Source organism: Mycolicibacterium sp. HS_4_1, assembly GCF_054515875.1.
The window spans coordinates 4,672,880-4,695,025 of sequence record NZ_CM137261.1 but is presented as its reverse complement, the minus strand read 5'-3'; the positions used below and the strand labels follow the sequence as shown (position 1 = coordinate 4,695,025).

Below are 22,146 nucleotides of genomic sequence, written 5' to 3'. Positions count from 1 at the left end.
TCCTCAATTGGCGGTTAAACGGCTGGTCTCGTCGTCGACCATGTCCATGGCGATACGCCGTGCCCGGATCGCGGCCCGATCGGCTTTGACGTTGATGTCGCGCCGGCGGGCGCCGGGTTCGTCGAGCCGGCGTTGGATCGTCTCCAGCAGCGCCGCATCACGTACCGCCCACTCGTGGAACATGATGCGCAGGTACTCGGTGATGGTGTCCTCGGCGCTGTCGTAGTTGCGGGCCAGCTGCAGGAAGACATGCGTCGCGCCGGGCGATTCCGGCGTGACGCCATGAATTCGCAAGAGCTCGTGCGATTTTCCGTCTTCGCCCTCGATGGCATAGTGCTGCGTGTGCAGGGCAGGCGACACGAAGGTCCCCTCTTCTCGCCGGGTGGCCACCGTCTCCTCCGGCAAGCCGGTGATTGCCGATTCCCACGGGGCGAGGCGGCTCGGTGGAGTCTGGCGGGTGTAGGCCACCGAGCGTTCGGAGATCTCGACCTCGCCCAGCGGCGGCAGCTGCTGAATGTCCGGCGGCACGACCTCCGGGTGCGTGACGAAGACGTCGGTCAGATCGAGGTAATGCTCGTGCAACAGAAGGTAGTTCGCGTCGACCCGCAGTACCTCGGTGGTACTGGTCCAGCCCGAACCGTCCAGGTACCACGGCACCCGGGGCGGCGGACGCAGGGCGGCGGCCCGCGGCTCGCCGAGCCAGATCCAGACGAACGGCGCGGTCTCGACGATCGGGTACGCCGGCACCCGGGCGCCGGGCGGGACGTTCTCCTGCGACGGTACGTCGGCCAGACAACCGTCGGGCCCGTAACTGAAGCCGTGGTAGCCACAGATCAGCCGATCGCCGTCGAGCCGGCCCTCCGACAGGGGATAGGCGCGATGCACGCAGCGGTCCTCCAGCGCCGCCACTTCACCGGACGCGCGCCGGTACAGCACCACGTGCTTGCCGAGCAGGCGGCGGGCCAGCAGTCCTTCGCCGACCTCATCGCTGAGCGCGGCCACGTACCAGCAATTCAACGGGTAGTTGGTTCTCATAGGTCGAGCACCAGCCTTTCCGACCGGGAGCGCGAGACGCAGATCATGATGGTCTTGTTGTCAGCCTTCTCCGAGTCGTTGAGCACGGAGTCGCGGTGATCGCCAAGGCCTGCGATGATTTCGCATTCACAGGTGCCGCAGACGCCTTCCATGCACGACCCCAGCACGTCGAGACCGGCTTCTTCGGCGACGTCGTAGATCGTCTTGTCCAGCGGCACGGTCAGCGTGATGCCGGACCGCTGACATTCCACTTCGAAGGTGTCGAGCGCGTCCGCCGGTTCCTCGACGGTCTTGGCCGAGAACCGCTCGAGGTGCAGGCTGCCGCCGGGCCAGGCTTCGCAGCCCTTCTCGACCGTGTCCAGCAGACCCTCGGGGCCGCAGCAGTAGACCAGCGTGTTCGCCTGCGGCGCCGCCAGCACCGCCGCCAGCTTGGTCCGGAACGCGTCGCCCTGCTCGTCGCGCGCACAGATGCTCACGCGGTCGCCGAAGCGTTCCAGCGCATCCAGGTATGCCATCGACGAGCGGGAGCCGCCGCCGTAGATCAGCTGCCAGCCGGCCCCGGTGGCCTCGGCGGCTTCGATCATCGGCAGCATCGGCGTGATGCCGATACCGCCCGCGACGAACTGGTAGCGCGGCGAGTTCACGAGCGCGAAGTGGTTGCGCGGGCCGCGCACGCGGACCGTGGTTCCTTCGTGCAGCTTGTCGTGGACGTACCGCGAGCCCCCGCGGCTGTTGGGGTCGAGCAGGATGCCGACCTGCCATTCGCTCCTGCTGGCGGTGCTGCCGCACAGGGAGTACTGCCGGGTCAGCGAGGGCGTCAGGACCAGGTCGATGTGAGCGCCGGGGGTCCACTCGGGCAGGTCGGCGCCGGAGGGATCGGCGAGAGTCAGCGTGACGACACCGTCTGCGGACTGCTCGCGCCGGCGTACCTCGAGGTCGACCTCGACTTCCCGGTAAGCCGCGTTACTCACAGTGCCCTCTGTTCTTCGCGGACGCGGCTCATCGCCGGCCGCCGAACGGGGATCGACTTGTACTGGTTGAGGAACAGCGCTCGCACGCGCGTCGGGTCGCCGTCCAGGGTGAGGTCGGGGAACCGGCGGATGGTCTCCTGGATCCACAGCTTCAGCTCCAGCCGCGCCAGGTTGGCGCCCAGGCAGAAGTGCTTGCCGCGACCACCGAAGGCCTGGTGCTTGTCCGCCAGACCCTCGCGGGTGATGTCGAACTCGTGCGGGTTCTCGAACGCGGTTTCGTCCCGGTTGGACGCCAGGTACCACAGCAAGAGGCGGTCGCCCTCCTTGATCTGCTTGCCGTGTAGTTCGACGTCCGTCGTCGCGGCGCGGCCCATGAACGCGAAGGCGGGCGCGTAGCGCAGGCCTTCCTCGACCGTGGGCTCCAGCAGCTCGGGGTTCTCTTGCAGCAGGATCAGCTGATCGGGGTTCTGCATCAGGGCGAGCATCGTCGCGCTGTAGGTCGCGCGGGTCGAATCGTTGCCCGCGGTCATCAGCAGGGTAAAGAACGTCGCCATCTCGAGCTCGTTCAGCTTCTCGCCGTCCACTTCGGCGTTCATCACCGCGGTGATCAGGTCGTCGCGTGGGTGCGCCCGGCGTTGATTCATTTGATCGCCCAGGTAGGTGATGATCTCAGTGACGATGGCGCCGGTGTCGCCCCACTGCTTGCGGATTTCCGGATCCTCGAACGCGCTGAACACGTTGGTCCAGTGGACGAGGCGCTCGTCGTCCTCGGCGGGCGTGCCGAGCATCGAACCGATCACCCGGGCCGGCACCGGCCGCGCGATGTCGCGGACCAGGTCGAAGCGCTCACGGTCGGCCACGCTGTCGAGCACGTCGTTGATGATCTGCTTGATGGCCTCTTCGTGGGCTGCGACGCGTTCGGGGGTGAAGGCCTTGATGACGAGGGCCTTGAGCCGGTCGTGCCGGGGTGGGTCCATCGAAATTAGCTGCAGCCGTTGGATATCCAGCGGGACACCGATGTCGTCGACGTTGAAGATGCCACGCTTCTCGGACGAGAACGTGCGGTGGTCGCGGCTGACGGTGCGGACGTCGTCGAAGCGCGTGATCGACCAGAAGCCGCCCTCGCCGGGGACATTGCGCTGCGGGCTGTAGTGCACGGGGTCTTCGCGCTGCATTCGGGCGAACAACGCGTACGGCGGGCCGTCGTCCCACACCGCGGCGTCGGCAAGGTCGACGGCGGCGAGGTCCACCTCGGTTGCGGCGGCAGTGGTCACTGGTGCCCCTCCTTGTTGGTCTGACGTCTACGAAAGCTATTGACGAAGGCGGTCCGGATCGACGTCTCGGGACGACCAACTCTCGAGGAGTTTGCGGAGCGTCGTTGTTGTGTGGCGACAAAGCCCGATATGCAGCAACTTCGGCTCCTCGTGATCTACGGTCGTTTCATGCCGGAACGACGCGTCGACGAGAGTGCCGTCGCCGCACACGCAGCGGAGATCATCAGCGCCCTCGACGGCAAGCTGAATGACATCACGCAGTCGATCCAGAAGATTCTGCTGACTGAGATCTCCGAGCTCAGTGAGGATGCGCAGCTTCTCGAACTACAGGGGCACACCGTGGCGGCCAACGTCGAAACCGTCTTCGCCTCGATCCGTCACCGCATCCCGATCGAGGACGTCGTGCCGCCGACGGAGTCGCTCGAACACGCCCGCCGCATGGCGCAGCGGGGTGTCCCCGCAAATGCGATGGTGCGCGCCTACCGGTTGGGGCACCAGGAAGTGCTGAACTTCGTGCTCGACGAGATCGCGGCGTCGGACCTGAACCCCCGGGTCAGTCTCGACGTTTTCAAGTACTTCCAGACGGTCTCGTTCGGCTACATCGACTGGATCTCGCAGCAGATTCTCAACACGTACCAACAGGAGTACGACCGGTGGGTGGAAAGCCGAAACAGCATGCGGGGCCAACGTGTTCGCGCCATCCTCGCCGCGGCCGGCGGTGACGTCGACGAGCTGACCGAGGATATCCGATACCCGCTGCGGCGCGTGCACCTGGCGTTGGCACTGTGGTATCCGGACGACACCGGCGGCGACGAACTGGTGCGCATGGAACGTTTCGCCAACCACCTGGCCACGTCCCTGGGCACACATGAGCCGCCGCTGTTCCTCTCGGTCGACTACCTCACCGCCTGGGTGTGGCTGCCGCTGTCAGCGCGCGGCGCCGAGGATGCGGCGGACCAAATCCGTGAAGTCGCAGCGGCACAACAGGATTCACCGTGGATCGCGATGGGCAATCCGTTGCCGGGTATCGAGGGCTTCCGCCGTTCGCACGAACAAGCGGTAGACGGCCGCGCGGTGGCGGTGGTGTCGGGAGCCGTCGAGCGTCGCGTCACCGCGGCGAGCGACCCGGGGCTACCCGTCGCGACGCTGCTCGGCGACAACGTCGGGTCGGTCGGCGCTTGGGTGGCCGAAATCCTGGGTCCGCTGGCGAGCGACACCGAGAGCGATGAGCGGTTGCGCGAGACGTTGCGAGTATTCCTGCGGACAGGGTCGAGTTTCAAGGCCGCCGCCGATGAAATGCACCTGCATTCGAATTCGATCAAGTACCGGGTGAACCGTGCGATCAGTCGCCGCGGCACGCCGATTGTCGATGACCGCATCGAGGTCGAGGTCGCATTGCTGCTTTGCCATTGGTTCGGACAGGCAGTTCTGAACTGACAATTCGCGTCAGCGGCCCATTTGTGGACCGTCGACAATGCGCGCCTGGCTGTCTGGCGAATTTTGGTTGTTTTGCGACGTAGTCCGCTTTGCCGTGTGGTCGTAGCTTTTGTTGCAACTACTTCGGGGTGGAGGGGCACATCATGGGCGATGGTCCAGAGTCGAAGGAACCCGGTAATCCGTTGCGCGCCATCGTCGGCCCGCTGACCAAGCTGGGTATCGACACGGCCCGGGACATCGCGGCAGTAGTCGAGTCGACGCAGGCCGCCGGACGCGACCTGTTGCGGTTGGCAAACGTTTTCAGCCGGATTCCCTCTCGCGAGCCGGCTCCGATCGCCGCCGCACCGGACGATGAACCGGACGACGAGGCGCTGCCGCCTGCGTCTGTCCCGGCCGGTGCGCCCGAGTCCCCGCCTGCTGACGGGCCGTCGCTCATCGGCGGTTTGAAGCGCGCCGCCGAGACCGCGCTCAGCCCTGCAGCCGCTCTCGGTGTGGCCGTCCGGCCGGCGCCTAAGAAGTCGCACCGCAAGGGCAGTGACAAGAAGGCCGACCTCAGCCACAGCGACGCCGACCTGCGGCACTGGGGCGACGAACTGATCGCGCAGTCGCAGCAGCCGACCGACAAGCCGATCCACCGGCATCCGGCGTTCGAACAAATCCTCAAAGAGCTGGCGCCGGACGAAGTGCGGATCCTGCGCTTCCTGGCGGTCGCCGGCACCCAGCCATCGATCGACATCCGGACGAAGACGATGTTCCAGATCGGCTCGGAGCGGCTCGCTGGTGGCGTCAACATGATCGCGGAGATGGCCGGCTGCCGCTGGCCGGAGGCTGACCAACGTTACCTCGCCAATCTGAATCGTCTTGGTTTGGTGCGCTTTTCGTCGGAACCTGTGGCCGATTACCGGCGTTACGCGCTGCTTGAGGTGCAACCGCGTGCACTTGAGGTCACCGAGTCCATTCCCAAGACGATAAGTGTGTATCGCAGCATCTATCTCTCGGAGTTCGGCCAGCAGTTCTGCGAGGTCTGCATCGACACCGACGGCTACAACGCCGGCAGCTGGGCTACCGACGAGCGGGGCGACAAGATCGTCGGCAAGGGCCCGCCAGATGCCGCTGCCCGCAAGCACAAACACTGATCCGACCAAGTCAGGAACAATTCCATGACAACGCTCGCAGCTGGGCCCTTTCTTGACTGGGAGGAGCTCACCGGACAATCCAAATTTGTCGTCGACATCATCAGCGTGCCGATCTTCAGCGCGATCGCCGGCTTGATCACCAACTGGACCGGAGTCATCATGCTGTTCGCGCCGGTCAGGTTCACCGGGTTCTACGTGCCGGGGCTGAAACGGATATTTCCCTTTTTGCCCCGCAAGGTTCAGATTCTGCCGACCTTCGCGCCCAACGGAATTCTTGGCTTCCAGGGCTTCATCCCGTGTCGCGCCGAGAAGATGGCGAGTCTGATCGTCGATACCTCCATAGCCCGGATCGGCAAGATCTCGGACTTCTACGAACAACTCAATCCGGACAAGCTGGCCAAGGCGATTGCCGTGGCCGCCAGACCCGACATCGGCCGCCTGACCACCGAGATCATCGAAGCGCGGCATCCACAAATGTGGCGGTCGCTCCCACAGCCGTTGCGCGACGAGGTGCTGCAGAAGGTCGACTCCGAACTGCCGACCATCTCCAAGCGCGCCTTCGCCAAGATCGGCGAAAACATCGACCAGCTACTCAACGTCAAGCTGATGACCGTCAACTTCCTGTCCCGCAACCCAGAAGTGTTGCGGGACATCATCAAAGGCATGGCGGTCCCCGAGCTGCGCTTCATGGTGCGCATCGGTGCGCTGGGCTTCCCGTTTGGAGTGCTGCTCGCGCTGTGGCTGTCGCTGATTTACTACTCCGGCGAGGAGGCAGCGGAGCACGCCGGCCACGGTGGCTTCGCCCTGCACCTGCCGGGGTTCGTCGACTCGATCCTGCACTTCCTGCCGACCTGGCTGTGGGTGCTCGCCGGCGCAGCGGTGATCGGCATCATCGTCAACATCATCGCGATCAAGGTCGTGTTCGAGCCCGGTGAGCCGCAGCGCCGCTACAGATACCTTTGGAAGCAAGGCCTTTTCGCGCGGCGTCAGCACCAGGCCGCCCACGAACTCGCCACGATGCTGTCGCTGCAGGTCCTTACCGTCAAGAACTTCGCGCACGAACTGCTCAACGGCGCCAGCGCCGACAAGACCCGGGCGCTCATCCAGACCGCCGTCGGTGAAGAGGCCGAGCGCATCTTGGGCCCGTACCTCGTCGTCGCTCGCAACTCGTTCGGCGTCGTCGACGTCGCGAGCCTGCAGCGCGGCGCCGGAGACAAACTGGTCGACTTCGCCCCGAGCGTCCTCTACGACCCCGGCTTCAACAAGGCACAGGCCAAGAAGATCGAAACGTTCGCGACCGAGAAATTCCGGGCACTGCCGCCGGACAGGTTCGGCGAAATGCTGTACTCGGCCATCGAGCAGGACGCGTGGCTGCTGTACGCCCACGGTGGACTCCTCGGCATCCTCGTGGGCGCCGTCCACATTCTCGTCTTCGGAGCGTGACACCACGACTGAAAGGACCCCAATGGCGCCTTATTCCAGAATCGTCGTCGGCACCGACGGGTCCGACGAGGCCTGCGGCGCCGTCACCGTCGCGGGAGTGGTGGCGGCTGGACTCGGTGTCCCGGTCACGGTGGTCACCGCGTGGAAGCCCAGCGTCTCGGTGCCCGGCGGGCGCGAACAGCCGTGGGCGGACCTGACGGCCGCAGGCGCCGGCGTCGACCTCAGTGCGTTGGGTGCTGCGCGGGTCGACAAAATTCCGTTGAAGGGCAATGCATTTGACGCGCTGGTCGACGCCGCGGCGCAGTCGGAGCGCGCGCTGATCGTGGTCGGCGCGGCGGGGCTCGGCCACACTTCCAGCCGGTTGCTGGGGAGCACCTCGAACGAGCTGTCGCACCGCAACCCCGTCGATGTCCTGTTCGTACGCAAGCCGATTGAGTCGTTTCAGATGATCGCTCTGGCCACCGACGGCTCCGAAACCTCGGTGCGCGCGGTGCGCGCCGGATACGACCTGGCGGTCGCCCTCGGCGCCCGGCCGATCCTCGTCACGGTCGCCGGCGACGTCGCCGCGGGCGAAGAGACCCTGAATAACGTTGCACGCCAATTGAAATTCGTCGATTCGCTGGATAGACAGGTGCTTTTGGGTGATCCGGCCGACGTGCTCGCGGCCGCCGACCAGAACGTCCTGGTGATCGGCAATCGCGGTATGGCGGGTATTGCCAGGGTGCTGGGTTCCACCGCGAACACGATCGCCCACCGGGCGACTTCCAACTTGCTGCTGGTCAACACGGTGCCGGGGCGTGGATAGCGGCTCCAGTTCGACTGGATTCAGGAGCGGCTGGCGTCGGTCCCGATTTTGTGATTTGCCACGACCGATGGTCCCCAATCCGTGGACGCGGCTGAGTTGACAGGCGCCGGGCTGTACCCGGGCGGGTACCACGCGATCGGGGGATAGGTGGGTCGCGGGCTCACAGGAGCCGAAGTATTGACCCAGTCACTCTCGCCAGCAGGGTCGATATGCCAAGGGCAGTAGACGGCTTCTGCCGCCGAGGTGATCGAGTTGGCGATATCGAATGTGTATGGCCCTCGGGGGTACTGCAGGTCCTTGAGTGCTTGGTATGGCGGCTCTCCGGCATCCTGACGCTGGCACGCGGCGATGCCTTGTGCCCTCACCAATGGGAAATTCGTTATCGTCAGGTTGTCTCCGTCTGGGCGGGTTAACAACCAATAGAAGTTTTGGTCCTGCTGTGCGTCGGCCTGTGCTGGGGCGGCTGCCAGAAGGCTTCCCAGCCCGGCGGCGACGACCGCGGCGCCCGCCGTGATCTTGATTAGCGTGCCCATGGCTAATCCTAGGAACGACGGCCAGGATCACCTTAGCGGCGTAGGTCCCGATGTATTGGTGACTTAAGTCCGTCGGGTACCTCAGCTGCCGGTTCTGCCTGTCAAGAACTTCGCCCACGAGATGCTCGACGGAGCCAGTACCGACACGACGCGGACGCTCATCTGCAGAACCGCGCCCGGTGACCGTCGGTCACCGGGCGCGGTCGCAGTCAGGGTAGCTGCCGCACTGTGAGCGGAATCTGCGAGAAGCTCGGCCGCCTAGGACTTCTTGGATTCCGTCGCGTGTTTTCCGCTGCCGGTGGCTGAACTCTTGACGTCCGTTGATTGCTTGTCACCGGCCCCTTTGGAATCCGTGGCCGCTGCCGGCGGTTTGCCGGCGCCAGTCTTCGAATTCTTGGCGTCTGTCGACCGCTTGTTTCCCTCAGCAGTTACGGCCTTGGGGTTCGTGGACCGAGGGGTCGACTTGGCCGATTCCGCCGTGGTGGTCGATGCTGCGGGTGACGTTGTATCGGGCTGATTTGACGAGTTGCCTGCCGCGGGGCTTGCTGGCGCAGCTGCGGTGGTAGCCGATGCCGGGGCACCGGCCTTGGCTGCGGTGGTAGCCGATGCCTGGGCACTGGCACTGGCCCTGGCACTGGCGGCTGCGGTGGCGACCGCCGTGGACACCGCGGCCGAAACCGGTCCGGCGGCGGCCACCGGCGCAACGACGTTGGTGGCGGCCGTTGCACTGACTGCCCTCGTTGCGGGTGCAACCGTGGCCGAGGTGGGACTCGTCGTCGCATTCGCCGTGGTGGCCTGACCGGCTGTCGGCACCATGCCCTGTAATCCGCCGGCCAGCATGTGTGCCGCCGACTGATTGACTTGGCCGATCTGCTTCAGAACCGATCCGATATCTGTCGCAGACAACGGCGAGTAGCTGCCCGCATTCGTCAGGGCCACCGACAGGTCGTCGCGTGCGTTGAGGAAGCCGGCGGTGACACTGGTCGCCGGGTCGGTCAACGTCTGGTTGATGAGTGTCCCGAGTCCTTGAACGCCACCGGCCAGTGCTGCGAACGCTGCGCTCGGCCGGCCTGCGGCGAGGCTGCTCTGCACAGCCGCGATGGTCTTGTTCACCAGTAGGTCGAACCGAAGACTCGCCAGCACCACGGGCATCACGATGTCCTGGGTTGCCAAGGGCAGATTGTTGACCACCGCTGCCAGGCTGCCTGCCGGATTGGCGAAGACGCCCCTGGCCAAGGCAAGGAAGTCGGGCGTCAGCCCAGAGTTTGTGATCCGGTCCAAGACCGACGGCACCTGGGCCTGGCTGCCGAATATCTGGCTGAACTGATCCGTCCCGATCGCGGCCTTGATCTGGTCGATCTCGAGTGTGGACGTCACCCAACCAGAGCCTTGCATCTGGTGCCGGACGTAGTCGTACGAGAGCTGGCGCTGTTTGAGGCTCGCGGCGTATTGGGCCGGAGTCACGGTCGGGGTGTCAGCAGGGATGTACTGGCTGACACTCCCCATCGGCACGACCTGCGCGGTCACTGCGCTGTCGACGACGGTGCCGGTGACGTTCTGGAACCGCATGAAGACGTTGCCGTCGGTGGCACCGGAGTTGTCGATCCAGTTGGCCACCCCAGGATTCTGGCTGCTGATGATGTAGTAGGTGTAGCCGTCCGAGGAGTGGAACGTATTGGTGTCGTTGAGGCTGCCCTGGGCTGTCACGTAGGGCAGGTCGTTCATCCACGCGTTGCTGAGTTGGAAGTCTGAGTACCCGGACGCCAGGTTGGGTACTTTGACCACGAGCGCCTGGTCGGGCTGCAGCGAGAAATGGCCCGCACTGCTCATCTGGCTCGGCAGAATCGGTCCACCGATAATAGAGGGAGTCGACCCGATGGGCGTGAAATGGTTGGCCGGAATTGAATCGAAACGGGCCTGGATTCCGTAATTGGTGATGCTGCTGTTGGAGGCAGGCATGTTCGACGAGACGGAATTCAGCATCGCCGTAATCTGGCTGTTCGACAGGACCGGAAGGGTATAGGTCGAGGGCGCACCCTGTTGTTGGAATGTCAAGGTGCTGTGGGGAAGGCCCCAATTGCCGATGGTGTCGCGGATGAGCACCATCGAGGCTCCACCGGTGTTGACCCAGTTGCCCGACTGCTGGGTGGGGCTGATGGTGATGGTGTAGCTGCCGTCGGCATTGGGCGTGAATTTCGACAGGTCGTAGACCCCCGTCGCCGCGTAGTCGCCGACAATGGGCCTGCCCGACATAGGTACGAATGTCACGTCCTTGGTGCCCGGCTTGGGGGTGATGGTCAGCGTGACCGATTGGTCGTTGGTGACCATGAAACTGTATTGATCGTCCGGATTCGGGCTGTTCGAAAATGGCTGTGGATTGGTGCCCGGCGCATTCCACGGGACCGGGAAATATTCGCCGTTGAGATCATACGAATTGGTCAGGTTCTGCTCGGCAATGGCCATATAGAGCATCCCCGAAGCCATGTTCTGCGTGTATGCGGGCAGCGTCGTCTTGTCGTAGGCCGTGATGAATGGGTAAGCGCTGTTATTGGCGATCATTTGCTGCTGCGCCGCGACCAATTGGTCGACAGCCGGTTGGATATCGGTCGATGCGGCCAGTAGCCGAACCGAACTCGCCACAACCCCTGGGGCCGATTGCGAGAACGTCAGTGCGACTGCCATGGCGCAGGTCGTCGTCGCGACTGTGGCGAAACCGCCCGCCTTGCGCAGCCGGCGTGCTCGAGTCCGATTCTCGAGCCGGCGCGCTGAGCGGTTGCCGTGGAACGCAGGTTCTCCGGAACGTTCGGCGGCGGTGTGATCAGCAGCTGCTGGCTGGACTTCGAATCCCAGGTGTGGCACGTGGTTCTCCTGTGCTGAAGTGTCGTTTTCTTGTGCGGCATGTCGGATTCGAACGATTGGTCGTGCTGGCTCTCCGATGATGCGTGCTAAGCCTCGTGCGCTGGATCACAGAGATCAAGGGTCATATTGCACATTGGTATGCCTAAAATTAGACATGTTGCACTCGCCGGGGGATAGCTCGGCTGTCCGATGGGAGCCCCCGACCGAGCGGGCGCGGGAGTTGATTCGACAGGCCGCGAAGGTCGTGGTCAATACGCGGCAGCAGTGGTACGACGAGCTGAACAAGGCAACGCTGTCATCGCATTTCATGCGCAGTATCGCCGACGATCCGCTGGCCGCGGAAGCGGTCGCGCGCAGCAATCGGTCTAATCAAATGCATTGGGCAGCAGCCAATATCAGTCATCCGGGGCAACCGGTACCGGCCAATATCGACGCGGAGACGTTGGCGATCGCCAGGTACCTCGTTCGTCGCGGTCTCAACGAAGCCGTGGTCGTGGAGGCGTACCGGTTGGCGCAGAATGTCGCGTTGCGCGCCTGGATGCACACAGTTTTTCGGCTGACGTCCGACGCGCAGGAGATGCGGGAACTGTTCGATGTGTCCGAACGGTCGATCACCTGGTTCTTGGGTGAGACGATTTCGGCGATCCATGAACAGATGCGGGTCGAGCGCGCGAATCTCACTAGTGGAACGCATGCGGAACGTCGGGAAACCGTCATGCTGATTCTCGATGGTGCTCGCCTCGGCGCGGGTCAGGCTGAGATGCGGCTCGGTTACGAGCTTGGACACAGTCACACCGCCGCCATCATCTGGGGCGACGAAGCCAATGCCGACCTGTCCGATCTGGACCAAGCCGCTGAATTGTTGATAAACACCGTCCACGGGCAGCGTTCGCTGTCGGTGCTGGCCGGTGCCGACACCCGGTGGGTGTGGTTGCCCGGCGATGACGGTCCGGACTTGTCGGACATTAGCGCGGCGATGAGGCAACTGCCGGGGGTGCGGATCGCCGTCGGCTCGACGGCGCCAGGAATCGACGGCTTCCGGCGTAGCCACTTCGATGCGATCAGCACTCAGCGGGCGATGACGAGGATCGGTTTGGCCAAGCAGGTCGCCAGCTTCTCCGATATTCGGTTCATCGCGCTGTTCACCGCGGACCCGGACCAGGCGAACCAGTTCATCAAGCACACGCTCGGCGACTTTGAGTCAGCCGACCCTGAACTGCATCAGACGGTGCTCGCCTACATCAACGAGCAATGCAATGCCTCGAGGACGGCGTCGCGGCTGTTCATACATCGAAATACGTTGGTGCGCAGACTTGCTGAGGCTGGCGAGTTGTTGCCGCAGCCGTTGGAGGGGGCCACCGTGCACGTCGCGCTGGCGTTGGAGGCGCTGCGATGGCGGGGTGCCACCAATCAGTCGCGGTCGAAGTAACGGTCCTGCGACCGACTGCTGCCGAAGTGTCGCTGCGATTTCGCCTACAGCGAGTTCCCGAAACCCGGCACTGACCCACCCTTGAGCGCTAGCACTCACGTGTATAGAGTGCTAGGTGGCACGCGGCCAACCCCGCTCCGGCACCCGCGACGACGGTGTGAGGTCAGGGCGCTTGCCGAATACCTGGGATCCGGGGATTGGCCCCGGATCGACACCCGAACCAAGTGGAGGGCTTCCATCGTGGCAGTCAACATCAAGCCACTCGAGGACAAGATCCTCGTTCAGGCCAACGAGGCCGAGACCACGACCGCTTCCGGTCTGGTCATCCCGGACACCGCCAAGGAAAAGCCGCAGGAAGGCACCGTCGTCGCAGTTGGCCCCGGCCGCTGGGATGAGGACGGCGAGAAGCGGATCCCCCTGGACGTTGCCGAGGGCGACACCGTCATCTACAGCAAGTACGGCGGCACCGAGATCAAGTACAACGGCGAGGAGTACCTGATCCTCTCGGCCCGCGACGTGCTGGCTGTCGTCTCCAAGTAAGCATTCGTGTCCCGCCCCGGAAATCCCCGTGTCCGCACGGGTGATGTCCGGGGCGGTATGCGTATTAGCGAAAGGCTCTAATGAGCAAGCTCATTGAATTCAACGAAGCTGCGCGCCGGGCCATGGAAGCCGGTGTCGACAAGCTCGCCGACGCGGTCCGCGTCACCATCGGCCCGCGCGGCCGGAACGTGGTGCTGGCCAAGGCCTTCGGCGGCCCGCAGGTCACCAACGACGGCGTCACCATCGCCCGCGACATCGACCTGGAAGACCCGTTCGAGAACCTGGGCGCCCAGCTGGTCAAGTCCGTCGCGACCAAGACCAACGACGTCGCCGGCGACGGCACCACCACCGCCACCGTGCTGGCCCAGGCCATCGTCAAGGCAGGCCTGCGCAACGTCGCTGCCGGTGCCAATCCGATCGCGCTCGGTGTGGGCATCTCGAAGGCCGCCGATGCGGTGTCCGAGGCCCTGCTGGCCGCGGCCAAGCCGGTGTCCGACAAGACCGCCATCGCCCAGGTCGCGACCGTTTCGTCGCGCGACGAACTGATCGGCGAGCTGGTCGGTGAGGCCATGACCCGCGTCGGTGCCGACGGCGTCGTCACCGTCGAGGAGTCCTCGACCCTGAACACCGAGCTCGAGGTCACCGAGGGCGTCGGCTTCGACAAGGGCTTCCTGTCGGCGTACTTCGTCACCGACTTCGACTCCCAGGAAGCGGTCCTCGAGGACGCGCTGGTGCTGCTGCACCGCGACAAGATCAGCTCGCTGCCCGACCTGCTGCCGCTGCTGGAGAAGGTCGCCCAGGCCGGCAAGCCGCTGCTGATCATCGCCGAGGACATCGAGGGCGAGGCACTGTCGACCCTGGTCGTCAACGCCATCCGCAAGACCCTCAAGGCCGTCGCGGTCAAGGCGCCGTTCTTCGGCGACCGCCGCAAGGCGTTCCTGGAGGACCTCGCCGTCGTCACCGGTGGCCAGGTCGTCAACCCGGACGTGGGCCTGGTCCTGCGCGACGCCGGCCTGGATGTGCTGGGCACCGCCCGTCGCGTCGTGGTCACCAAGGACAGCACCGTGATCGTCGACGGTGGCGGCACCGCCGAGGCCATCGACGGCCGTAAGTCGCAGCTGCGCAGCGAGATCGAGGCCTCGGACTCGGATTGGGACCGCGAGAAGCTCGAAGAGCGCCTCGCCAAGCTGGCCGGCGGCGTGGCCGTCATCAAGGTCGGCGCAGCCACCGAGACCGACCTGAAGAAGCGCAAGGAAGCCGTCGAGGATGCCGTCGCTGCCGCCAAGGCCGCGGTGGAAGAGGGCATCGTCACCGGTGGTGGCGCCGCTCTGGTCCAGGCTCGCACCGCTCTGGACGGCCTGCGTGGCTCGCTGTCCGGCGACGAGCTGATCGGCCTCGAGGTCTTCTCCTCGGCGCTGTCGGCCCCGCTGTACTGGATCGCCACCAACGCCGGCCTGGATGGTTCGGTCGTGGTGAACAAGGTGTCCGAGCTGCCCGTCGGGCAGGGCTTCAACGCCGCCACCTTGACCTACGGCGACCTGCTGGCCGACGGCATCGTCGACCCGGCCAAGGTGACCCGGTCCGCGGTGCTCAACGCCGCTTCGGTGGCCCGGATGATCCTGACGACCGAGACGGCCATCGTCGAGAAGCCGGCTGAGGAAGCCGATCACGGGCACGGCCACCACGGTCACGCTCACTAGGTAGTTCCGACGGAACACCCCCGGCCCACCGGCCCGGGGGTGTTTCCGTCTCAGCCCCGGTGATTAAGCCGTGGTGCTGCAACGCAGTTGGGTGACCGTCATAGGGTGTCCGGACACAGATTACGTTGCGCAGCATGCACCAGCATTCGGCCGATGTTGGCGTCGTTGGGGTTCACCTGTGCAATCAAGTCATCGGCTGATTGCCCTAAATGCATTCGATTGCAGGCCATATAACCTTGTGCCACAACGGCTCCATCGGGCATCTGTTGGCCCGCAAAAGTCAGGCCCGGGAAGCCGTTGGACCGGAGTTCGTTGAGAAATGACTGATCGTCGGCGTGAGCCGGCGGTGTGCCGACAATGCCAACGGCGAGCAATGCCGCGGCCCCGATTCCTATTGCACGCTGCTTTCGCATGATTCCGCCCCCGTTGTCCGGCCGCAGTAGGTAGCTACGGCACTTGTGATTGTGTGCTCAAGACTATGGGCGTCCCGGCGTGCGCGCCTTCGATTGATCACTGTTGAAATGGCTGAAATCCGCTACCACGGTCGCACCCACTGAGTAGTGCCGACGAGACACGCCCCGACTAGGTGGCCGTCATCCGAAGACAAGTTGTCTCTGTCCGAGGGCGGCGACGCCGTCGCGTGCGAAAGCGGCCCAGAGGAAACGCATCTCATACCCGAGCGCTACATCGACCGTGCGCGGCTCGGGGCCGAGCATCGGCGCATCCGTCCATGAGTCAACCGCGCCCAGGAGCAGCGGCAGCTCGATGCAATGGCATGCACCCAGCGGTGCTCCCGGTGGTGCCCAGTTGACGCGGAATGTCGCCGATCGTCCACCCGATCGCTCCCAGGTGCGGGCGAGATCGGTTGCCGGCTTACCGAATTCGGTGCGGGTCAGGATGCGACCGATAGCCGCCGTGAGCGCGGCGCCGAGCGGTCCCAACCGCTGGAAGCGGGCGGCGCGCGGATCCATCGACACGAAAGGCCGGCCGTCATCACGCGTGTAGCCGACCAGGATCTCGACCCGCGCTGCCGCGTCGGCCATCTGCGACTCGAATTGGCCGGCGGGCGGTAGTGGTGCATGACCGAGAATGGGTGCGTACGCCATCATGCCGAGCCGACCGAAAGGCTTGGCGGCGTTCAGCGCGGCAAGCTGTGCATCGAGCAGCTGCCCGACGTCGGCTTCCATGGCGGGCACGCCCGCCAACGACGCTATCGCCGCCTTGCTCATCGCGGCGGCCATCGACGAGCGCTCACGCGGCAGGCCCAGTGGAGCGCTCTGCAGGATGGCCCGGGTGAAAAGTCCGGCTGCCTCCGGGCACAGCATCAGTGACAGGACAGAATCGCCGCCGGCGGACTGGCCGAACACCGTGACGCGGCGGGGATCGCCGCCGAACGCCGAGATGTTGTCGCGGACCCATTGGAGCGCGCGGATTTGGTCGCGCAGACCAAGGTTCTGTGTGTCCGGGTCGTGGATGTTCAGGTAGCCGAAGATGCCGAGCCGGTAGGTGACGGTCACCACGACGACCTCGCCGTCGACCGCCAGTTGCTGCGGGTCGTACTTCGGGGATTCACCACCACCCGAGAGGTAGGCCCCGCCGTGAAACCACACCATTACTGGCAGCCTTTCGGCGTTCGCGGGTGCGGTGACGCTGAGCACTTGGCAGTGTTCGCTGATCGTGAGGCCGTCGACCACGGGGCCGGTGACGGGCCGCAGACGAGATGGCAGCTGAGGACACGCAGGGCCGCGCTCGGTTGCGTCGATCACTTCCGTGCCGGCGCTGACCGGTTCCGGGGCGGCGAACCGGTCGGCGCGGGCGTAGCGGATGCCGCGGGCGACGACCACGCCGTCGCCTTCGATCACCAGCAGGGCGGTCCCGCGGTAGTCGATGTACCTGGCCGCCATCAGATCACCATACGAAGGGACCCCCGATCCATACGGGTCGGGGGTCCTTCATCGGGCGATCAGAACGCCTGGTCGACGAACCCGTTGGTGGTGTTGGCGGCGTCGTGGTTGTCGACGCTGTAGTGGGGTCCGATGGGGGCTCCGGTGGTGGCTTGAGCGGGGACGGCCAGGCCCAGGATGGCGGCGGTCATGCTCGATGCGATCAGGGTGGCAAAGCCAAACTTCTTCATGGTGACCATCTTCTTTCTGTAGCTCGTGTTGCTCTGATGGTTGAAACTGACTGCACAGCAGTGTCATTCCGATTCGGCTGGATTTAATGCACGGTTGGCAGGAACCACTCTGTGCGCTGGCTGTTGTGCGTGAGCACGGTCGGCGCGACCGTCGATATCACCGCGGACGCAGCGAGCGTGCACTCGACATTCGTCATGCCACCGAACGCGTTGTGCTGCAACCGACGAGCACGGGTGATATTTCACCGCCCGCCACGTCGACGTCGAGATGCTGGGCGACCCGTCCGATCCGCCGATGATCGATCTGACCCAATTCGGTTGACGATCAGCGTTGCAGTGCGGCTGTGATCGCGTGACATGCGTGCAGTGTGGACTCCCGTGCTGTTGGGCTGACCCGGGTGATGTTGACGTAGGCATGGATCATCGACGAGGCGCGGTGCAGCGTGGTTGGCACACCCGCAGCCAGTAGTCGTTCGGCGTAGGCGATGCCTTCGTCACGCAGCGGATCGAACCCGGCCACCCCGATATACGCGGGTGCGACGCCGTCGACATCGGCGGCCAGCAGCGGTGACGCGCCGGGATGATGGGCATGGTCGGGATCGGCCAGATAGTGATTCTTGAACCAGCGCATCTGTTTACGAGTGAGGAAGAATCCATCGGCGAACTCCGCGTAGGAGGGATGCTCAGTGGACAGATCGGTCACCGGACAGAACAAGACCTGCAGCCGCGGTGGGTGCCCGGTATCGCGCAGGCGCTGCGCGAGCACCGCGCTGATATTGGCCCCCGCACTGTCGCCTGCGACCACCAGTCGGTCGGGTTCGATACCCCACACCGGGGCGTGCTGCACCGCATAGTCCCACGCAGCGAAGCCGTCATCGATGGCCGCCGGATACGGGTGCTCCGGCGCGAGGCGATAATCCACCGACAGCACGTCGGCACCGGTGTGCACAGCCAGGAAGCGGGCGACGGACTCGGTGCTGGCGCGGTCGCCGAGGACCCAACCCCCGCCGTGGAAGTAGACGATGAGTCCGTTCGCCATTCCGGCTTCTGCGCGATAGCGGGTTGCCGGGATCGTCCCGGCCGGTCCCGGCATGGACAGGTGCTCCTCGACGGCGAAGGGCCCGAGGGTTTCTCCGAAGACCACGGCCTCGTCCAGTAGGTGCCGCCGAGCATCGGCGACCGGCTTGTCCGAATAGTCGGCCCCGGGTAGGCGATTGAGCAATGCCAGGGCGAGGTGGACCTCGGGCGACAACGTTTCGCCGTGGGTGTTGGTGGGCGCCTTGGCCGCCAGTCGGCGCACAATCGGGCGTGGGGCGCGGGCGAACACGCGGACAGCCTGCCGCTGCGCGCGGACCCGCCGGGGTGGGGACGAATAGGTCATGTTCTCTCCAGTGCTGAACGGCTCGATGGTGGATCGATCTCACCGTGCCGTGGCGGTGACGAGGGAGGGCGCCCGCGGCCAGCGTGGGGGGCGAAGCGGACAAACGCCGATGACGGCGGTACCGCGTTGTGCCGTCGTGCTTCAGGCGGACCGAACGGCGCTGGGTGTGCGACCTGTCCACCGTCGGTAGGCGCGCCGGAAGTCGCGCTGATCGGAGAAGCCGACCTCGGCGGCGATCGCGCCGACCGGCAGGGCCGAGTCGGTCAGAAGCAAAGTGGCCCGCTGTTCGCGCACCCGGTCGCGGATAGCGGTGAAGGACTCGCCGGCGGCGGAGAGCTGGCGGCGCAGGGTGCGCTCGGTGAGGTACAACGATTCGGCGGCTTCGGTCATGGTGACGGTGCGCCGCAGATTGGTCATCAGCAATGTCTCCACCGCCACCACGATGTCCGGTCGCGGTCCGCTGGTGCCCAGGAGCCGGCGGCACGCGTCCACGGCCATTGCGCGGGTGGGCTGGTGGTGCGTCGGCAACTGCGCGTCGAGTACCTTCGCCGGGAAGATCATCCGGTTCGCCTCGCCTCCGAAGGTGACCGGACAGCCGAAGAAGCGGCGGTATTCGCGCCCGTAATCCGGTTCCGGATAACTCAATTCGAGGTGACTGGGGGATACGCCGGCGGTGCCGGCGGCGCTGTTCATGCCCCGCGCCACCACCAGCGAGCTGCAGAAGGCCTCCTCGCAGAGAAAGGCCACCAGGTCGGGTTCGGGGTGACGCTCATACAGCCGTAGCGCGAACTCCGATCCGAACTCCTCGATCTCGATGTCGACGAGACTGCCTGCCGCCTCATGTAACTCGGTGCCCAGCGCGACGGCTTCGGCGACGGTGGTACACGCCCTCATCGCCATGCCGAGCATGCCGAAGGTCAGCAGTGCGTCCCGGGCGCCGACCTGCATGCCGACCGGTCGATTCGGCATGGCGCGCAACGCTCGCCGCAGTATGGTCGCGGCTTGTCGGAACGACACGAGTGCCGACGGGGACGTCAGAATCTCGCCGGGGTCCACGCCGGTCCCGGCAAACCAGCCGGCCACCGGGTGCCCTTCGCGCTGGCCGATTTCGATGAGACCGACGAGGACCGAAGGAGGAATCCGCGCCTCCGACAAGCGTGCGTCGATGTCGGCCACCTCTCCTCGCCTCGGATGTCCGGTTCGCCCCCCATGCTAGCCGCATTGGCCCTCCCTTCCGGGGGCTCCTGCGCGGTTGAATTCGCCTCGACCCCAACGGAAGGACAGCATGGCCAACTCAGCGACACCGTCGAGAACACGCGACACCCTGCCGGTGTGCATCATCGGCGCCGGCCCGGCGGGACTGTCGGCAGCGCGGGCGCTGCGCAGGCTCGGCGTGCCCTACGACCAGTACGAGCGCCACAGCGATGTGGGCGGCATCTGGGACCTGGACAACCCGGGCACCCCGATGTACGAATCCGCCCACTTCATCTCCTCGCGGCGAGTCTCGGGCTTCTACGACTTCCCCATGCCCGACACTTTTCCGGACTACCCGTCGAATCGCCAGATTCTCAGTTACACAAAGGAATTCGCACGGCACTTCGGCCTCTATGACGCGATCGGCTTCAACAGCCCGGTGTGCTTGGTCACCGGCAGCGGCCAGGACTGGACCGTCACCACTGCCGACGGCACCGAAAACCACTACCGCGCGGTCATCCACGCCACCGGCGTGACCTGGACACCGCGGATCCCCGCACATCCCGGCTCGTTCGACGGTGAGATCCGGCATTCGGTGACCTATCGGGACGCTGCGGAGTTCCGCGGCAAGCGCGTTCTGATCGTCGGTCTGGGCAATTCCGGTGCCGATATCGCCTGCGACGCCGCGGCCAACGCCGACGCCGCCTTCGTCAGTGTCCGGCGCGGATACCACCTAGTGCCCAAGCATCTGCTCGGCCTGCCGACCGATGAATGGGCGGCCCGCGGACCGCAGATCCCGCTGCGCTTCGAACGTCCGCTGATGGGCTGGCTGCTGCGTCTGATGCAGGGCGATCTGACCCGCTACGGCCTGCCCAAGCCCGATCACAAGCTCTTCGAGAGTCATCCGCTGCTCAACAGCCAACTGTTGCACTATCTGCAGCATGGGGATATCGCCGTCCGGCCGGACATCGCACGGCTGGACGGATCGCGCGTGCACTTCGCCGACGGAAGCAGCGAGGAGATCGACCTGATCCTCTACGCCACCGGCTACGACTGGTCGATGCCGTACCTCGATGAGAGCTATCACCGGTGGAGCAACGGGCGTCCGGAGATGTACCTGACGGCGTTCAATCGCCTGCACCACAACCTGATCGGGCTGGGCTACCTGGAAACCAACTCCAGTGCCTATACATTGTTCGATCACGTCAGCAACCTCGTCGCGCAGTATCTGTCGGATCAGGTGAACCAGCCGAACCGGGCCGCGGTGTTCGACACCATGATCGACACCGACCATCCCGATCTCAGCGGCGGCATGAATTTCGTGGCCTCGGCCCGCCACCAGTCCTATGTGGAGGTCCGCGCGTTCCGGGACTACCTGGCCACGGTGCGCGGGCGCGTCGGCTGGACCGACCTGCGCCCCGGCATGTTCGACGCACTCGCCGGCGCCGGCCAGGGGGTGCGCGCATGAACGTCGCCGTCGTGACTGGCGCGGCCGGAGCCATCGGCGTCGCGATCTGCCTGCGACTGCAGCAGCGCGGCCTGCACGTCGTCGCCGTCGACATCGACGCCGGGCGGCTGGCCCGCCTGCCCGGTCCCGTCACTTCGGTGGCCGTCGACCTGACCGACCGGGGTTTCCCCGCCGCGGTCCTGGCCGCGGTCACCGAACTCGGTGGCCGCTGCGATGTGCTGGTCAACAATGCCGGCATCGTGCTCACCGGTCCATTCGAGGAACTCGACGCCGAGGACATCCGGCGCGAGCAGTCGATCAACCTGGTGGCGCCGATGCTGCTGACCAACGCGCTGCTCCCGGCGCTGAGCCGGTCGCGCGGTCACGTGCTGTCGGTGGTGTCGTTGGCCTCGATGATGCCGCTGGCCCAGAGCCCGGGTTACTGCGCGTCGAAGGCCGGGCTGCGCGCGTTCCTGCATTCGCTGGCCCTGGAAGAGTCCCGAACCGGGGTGCGGGTCGCCATGGTGCATCCTGGCGCGGTCGATACGCCGATGCTGCTGGCCGAGGCGCGCGGGGGAGGCTCACCGTTGAACTTCCTGTCCACCCCGATGCAGCCGGGTGTGGTCGCCGACGCCGTCGTCGCCAATCTGGACCGGCCGCGACTGGAGGCGACGCTGCCCCGCCACGACGGCTGGTTGATCAAGATCGCCACACTCGCACCCGGACTGCTGCGTCGCGTCCGCCCGCTACTGGATCGGGTGGGCCGTCGCGGGATGGACGAGTACCTACGTCGGCGGGTGACCGGGTGAGGTACCGCGGTCACGCTTA

The 22,146-nt window shown here is 65.4% G+C and carries 19 protein-coding genes; 9 read left to right on the top strand and 10 right to left on the bottom strand.

Annotated elements, in window-relative coordinates; genetic code table 11:
- Nucleotides 1-3 precede the first annotated feature (3 nt).
- Genes ACX12F_RS22660 through ACX12F_RS22650 form a run of 3 tightly spaced genes read right to left on the bottom strand, consistent with a single transcriptional unit; the run spans nucleotide 4 to nucleotide 3,280 of the window.
- Nucleotides 4-1,035: a Rieske 2Fe-2S domain-containing protein gene (locus ACX12F_RS22660; RefSeq protein WP_459366573.1), complete on the bottom strand. Its 1,032-nt coding sequence runs from the start codon at nucleotides 1,033-1,035 to the stop codon at nucleotides 4-6.
- The gene (locus ACX12F_RS22655) at nucleotides 1,032-2,006 is read right to left on the bottom strand and encodes a PDR/VanB family oxidoreductase (RefSeq protein WP_459366572.1); all 975 of its coding nucleotides are present in this window, start codon (nucleotides 2,004-2,006) and stop codon (nucleotides 1,032-1,034) included. The genes ACX12F_RS22660 and ACX12F_RS22655 overlap by 4 nt, the downstream gene beginning before the upstream one ends.
- Complete coding sequence (locus ACX12F_RS22650) at nucleotides 2,003-3,280, bottom strand: cytochrome P450 (protein WP_459366571.1); 1,278 nt, start codon at nucleotides 3,278-3,280, stop codon at nucleotides 2,003-2,005. The genes ACX12F_RS22655 and ACX12F_RS22650 overlap by 4 nt, the downstream gene beginning before the upstream one ends.
- A gap of 168 nt (nucleotides 3,281-3,448) precedes the next feature.
- On the opposite strand from ACX12F_RS22650, the gene ACX12F_RS22645 reads away from it, so the two are divergent.
- The 4 genes from ACX12F_RS22645 to ACX12F_RS22630 all read left to right on the top strand — a co-directional run bounded on the left by ACX12F_RS22645 (nucleotide 3,449) and on the right by ACX12F_RS22630 (nucleotide 8,101).
- Nucleotides 3,449-4,717: a PucR family transcriptional regulator gene (locus ACX12F_RS22645; protein WP_459366570.1), complete on the top strand. Its 1,269-nt coding sequence runs from the start codon at nucleotides 3,449-3,451 to the stop codon at nucleotides 4,715-4,717.
- A gap of 143 nt (nucleotides 4,718-4,860) precedes the next feature.
- On the top strand, nucleotides 4,861-5,853 hold the full coding sequence (locus ACX12F_RS22640) for an Abi-alpha family protein (RefSeq protein WP_459366569.1): 993 nt from the start codon (nucleotides 4,861-4,863) through the stop codon (nucleotides 5,851-5,853).
- A 24-nt stretch (nucleotides 5,854-5,877) separates the two neighbouring features.
- Complete coding sequence (locus ACX12F_RS22635; RefSeq protein ID WP_459366568.1) at nucleotides 5,878-7,296, top strand: DUF445 domain-containing protein; 1,419 nt, start codon at nucleotides 5,878-5,880, stop codon at nucleotides 7,294-7,296.
- Between the two features lie 22 nt (nucleotides 7,297-7,318).
- Nucleotides 7,319-8,101: a universal stress protein gene (locus tag ACX12F_RS22630; RefSeq protein ID WP_459366567.1), complete on the top strand. Its 783-nt coding sequence runs from the start codon at nucleotides 7,319-7,321 to the stop codon at nucleotides 8,099-8,101.
- 20 nt (nucleotides 8,102-8,121) lie between these two features.
- Here ACX12F_RS22630 and ACX12F_RS22625 read toward each other — a convergent pair whose 3' ends face one another.
- Together ACX12F_RS22625 and ACX12F_RS22620 are read right to left on the bottom strand one after the other, a co-directional pair.
- Nucleotides 8,122-8,634, bottom strand: coding sequence for a DUF732 domain-containing protein (locus tag ACX12F_RS22625; RefSeq protein WP_459366566.1), 513 nt, complete (start codon nucleotides 8,632-8,634; stop codon nucleotides 8,122-8,124).
- Between the two features lie 258 nt (nucleotides 8,635-8,892).
- Entirely contained in the window at nucleotides 8,893-11,316 is a 2,424-nt protein-coding gene (locus tag ACX12F_RS22620; protein WP_459366565.1) for a hypothetical protein, read from the bottom strand.
- A gap of 331 nt (nucleotides 11,317-11,647) precedes the next feature.
- Between ACX12F_RS22620 and ACX12F_RS22615 the strand changes: the two genes are divergently transcribed.
- From ACX12F_RS22615 to groL, 3 genes are all read left to right on the top strand, one after another.
- Nucleotides 11,648-12,922: a PucR family transcriptional regulator gene (locus ACX12F_RS22615; protein WP_459366564.1), complete on the top strand. Its 1,275-nt coding sequence runs from the start codon at nucleotides 11,648-11,650 to the stop codon at nucleotides 12,920-12,922.
- Between the two features lie 237 nt (nucleotides 12,923-13,159).
- Nucleotides 13,160-13,462: a co-chaperone GroES gene (gene groES / locus ACX12F_RS22610; RefSeq protein WP_029367666.1), complete on the top strand. Its 303-nt coding sequence runs from the start codon at nucleotides 13,160-13,162 to the stop codon at nucleotides 13,460-13,462.
- A gap of 80 nt (nucleotides 13,463-13,542) precedes the next feature.
- Nucleotides 13,543-15,162: a chaperonin GroEL gene (gene groL, locus ACX12F_RS22605; protein WP_459366563.1), complete on the top strand. Its 1,620-nt coding sequence runs from the start codon at nucleotides 13,543-13,545 to the stop codon at nucleotides 15,160-15,162.
- Between the two features lie 98 nt (nucleotides 15,163-15,260).
- On the opposite strand, the gene ACX12F_RS22600 is transcribed toward groL, so the two are convergent.
- From ACX12F_RS22600 to ACX12F_RS22580, 5 genes are all read right to left on the bottom strand, one after another.
- Nucleotides 15,261-15,575 carry a DUF732 domain-containing protein gene (locus tag ACX12F_RS22600; RefSeq protein ID WP_459366562.1) on the bottom strand — a complete coding sequence of 105 codons (315 nt, stop codon included), beginning with the start codon at nucleotides 15,573-15,575 and terminating at the stop codon, nucleotides 15,261-15,263.
- A gap of 180 nt (nucleotides 15,576-15,755) precedes the next feature.
- Nucleotides 15,756-17,066 (bottom strand): carboxylesterase family protein, encoded by a 1,311-nt coding sequence (locus tag ACX12F_RS22595; RefSeq protein WP_459366561.1) that lies wholly within the window; start codon nucleotides 17,064-17,066, stop codon nucleotides 15,756-15,758.
- Nucleotides 17,067-17,125: 59 nt separating this feature from the next.
- Complete coding sequence (locus ACX12F_RS22590; protein ID WP_459366560.1) at nucleotides 17,126-17,296, bottom strand: hypothetical protein; 171 nt, start codon at nucleotides 17,294-17,296, stop codon at nucleotides 17,126-17,128.
- A gap of 325 nt (nucleotides 17,297-17,621) precedes the next feature.
- On the bottom strand, nucleotides 17,622-18,677 hold the full coding sequence (locus ACX12F_RS22585) for an alpha/beta hydrolase (protein WP_459366559.1): 1,056 nt from the start codon (nucleotides 18,675-18,677) through the stop codon (nucleotides 17,622-17,624).
- Nucleotides 18,678-18,818: 141 nt separating this feature from the next.
- On the bottom strand, nucleotides 18,819-19,853 hold the full coding sequence (locus ACX12F_RS22580; protein WP_459366558.1) for an AraC family transcriptional regulator: 1,035 nt from the start codon (nucleotides 19,851-19,853) through the stop codon (nucleotides 18,819-18,821).
- Between the two features lie 109 nt (nucleotides 19,854-19,962).
- On the opposite strand from ACX12F_RS22580, the gene ACX12F_RS22575 reads away from it, so the two are divergent.
- On the top strand, nucleotides 19,963-21,339 hold the full coding sequence (locus tag ACX12F_RS22575; RefSeq protein ID WP_459366557.1) for a flavin-containing monooxygenase: 1,377 nt from the start codon (nucleotides 19,963-19,965) through the stop codon (nucleotides 21,337-21,339).
- Nucleotides 21,336-22,127, top strand: coding sequence for an SDR family NAD(P)-dependent oxidoreductase (locus ACX12F_RS22570; RefSeq protein WP_459366556.1), 792 nt, complete (start codon nucleotides 21,336-21,338; stop codon nucleotides 22,125-22,127). Before ACX12F_RS22575 ends, ACX12F_RS22570 begins: the two co-directional genes overlap by 4 nt.
- Nucleotides 22,128-22,146 lie beyond the last annotated feature (19 nt).

Coding starts and splice junctions, on each gene's coding strand:
- ACX12F_RS22645 (WP_459366570.1), top strand. CDS start 3,449: ATGCCGGAACGACGCGTCGACGAGAGTGCCGTCGCCGCACACGCAGCG.
- ACX12F_RS22595 (WP_459366561.1), bottom strand. CDS start 17,066: ATGGCGGCCAGGTACATCGACTACCGCGGGACCGCCCTGCTGGTGATC.
- ACX12F_RS22625 (WP_459366566.1), bottom strand. CDS start 8,634: ATGGGCACGCTAATCAAGATCACGGCGGGCGCCGCGGTCGTCGCCGCC.
- ACX12F_RS22640 (WP_459366569.1), top strand. CDS start 4,861: ATGGGCGATGGTCCAGAGTCGAAGGAACCCGGTAATCCGTTGCGCGCC.
- ACX12F_RS22620 (WP_459366565.1), bottom strand. CDS start 11,316: ATGGCAGTCGCACTGACGTTCTCGCAATCGGCCCCAGGGGTTGTGGCG.
- ACX12F_RS22600 (WP_459366562.1), bottom strand. CDS start 15,575: ATGCGAAAGCAGCGTGCAATAGGAATCGGGGCCGCGGCATTGCTCGCC.
- ACX12F_RS22615 (WP_459366564.1), top strand. CDS start 11,648: ATGTTGCACTCGCCGGGGGATAGCTCGGCTGTCCGATGGGAGCCCCCG.
- groL (WP_459366563.1), top strand. CDS start 13,543: ATGAGCAAGCTCATTGAATTCAACGAAGCTGCGCGCCGGGCCATGGAA.
- ACX12F_RS22660 (WP_459366573.1), bottom strand. CDS start 1,035: ATGAGAACCAACTACCCGTTGAATTGCTGGTACGTGGCCGCGCTCAGC.
- ACX12F_RS22570 (WP_459366556.1), top strand. CDS start 21,336: ATGAACGTCGCCGTCGTGACTGGCGCGGCCGGAGCCATCGGCGTCGCG.
- ACX12F_RS22575 (WP_459366557.1), top strand. CDS start 19,963: ATGGCCAACTCAGCGACACCGTCGAGAACACGCGACACCCTGCCGGTG.
- ACX12F_RS22635 (WP_459366568.1), top strand. CDS start 5,878: ATGACAACGCTCGCAGCTGGGCCCTTTCTTGACTGGGAGGAGCTCACC.
- ACX12F_RS22590 (WP_459366560.1), bottom strand. CDS start 17,296: ATGAAGAAGTTTGGCTTTGCCACCCTGATCGCATCGAGCATGACCGCC.
- ACX12F_RS22585 (WP_459366559.1), bottom strand. CDS start 18,677: ATGACCTATTCGTCCCCACCCCGGCGGGTCCGCGCGCAGCGGCAGGCT.
- ACX12F_RS22630 (WP_459366567.1), top strand. CDS start 7,319: ATGGCGCCTTATTCCAGAATCGTCGTCGGCACCGACGGGTCCGACGAG.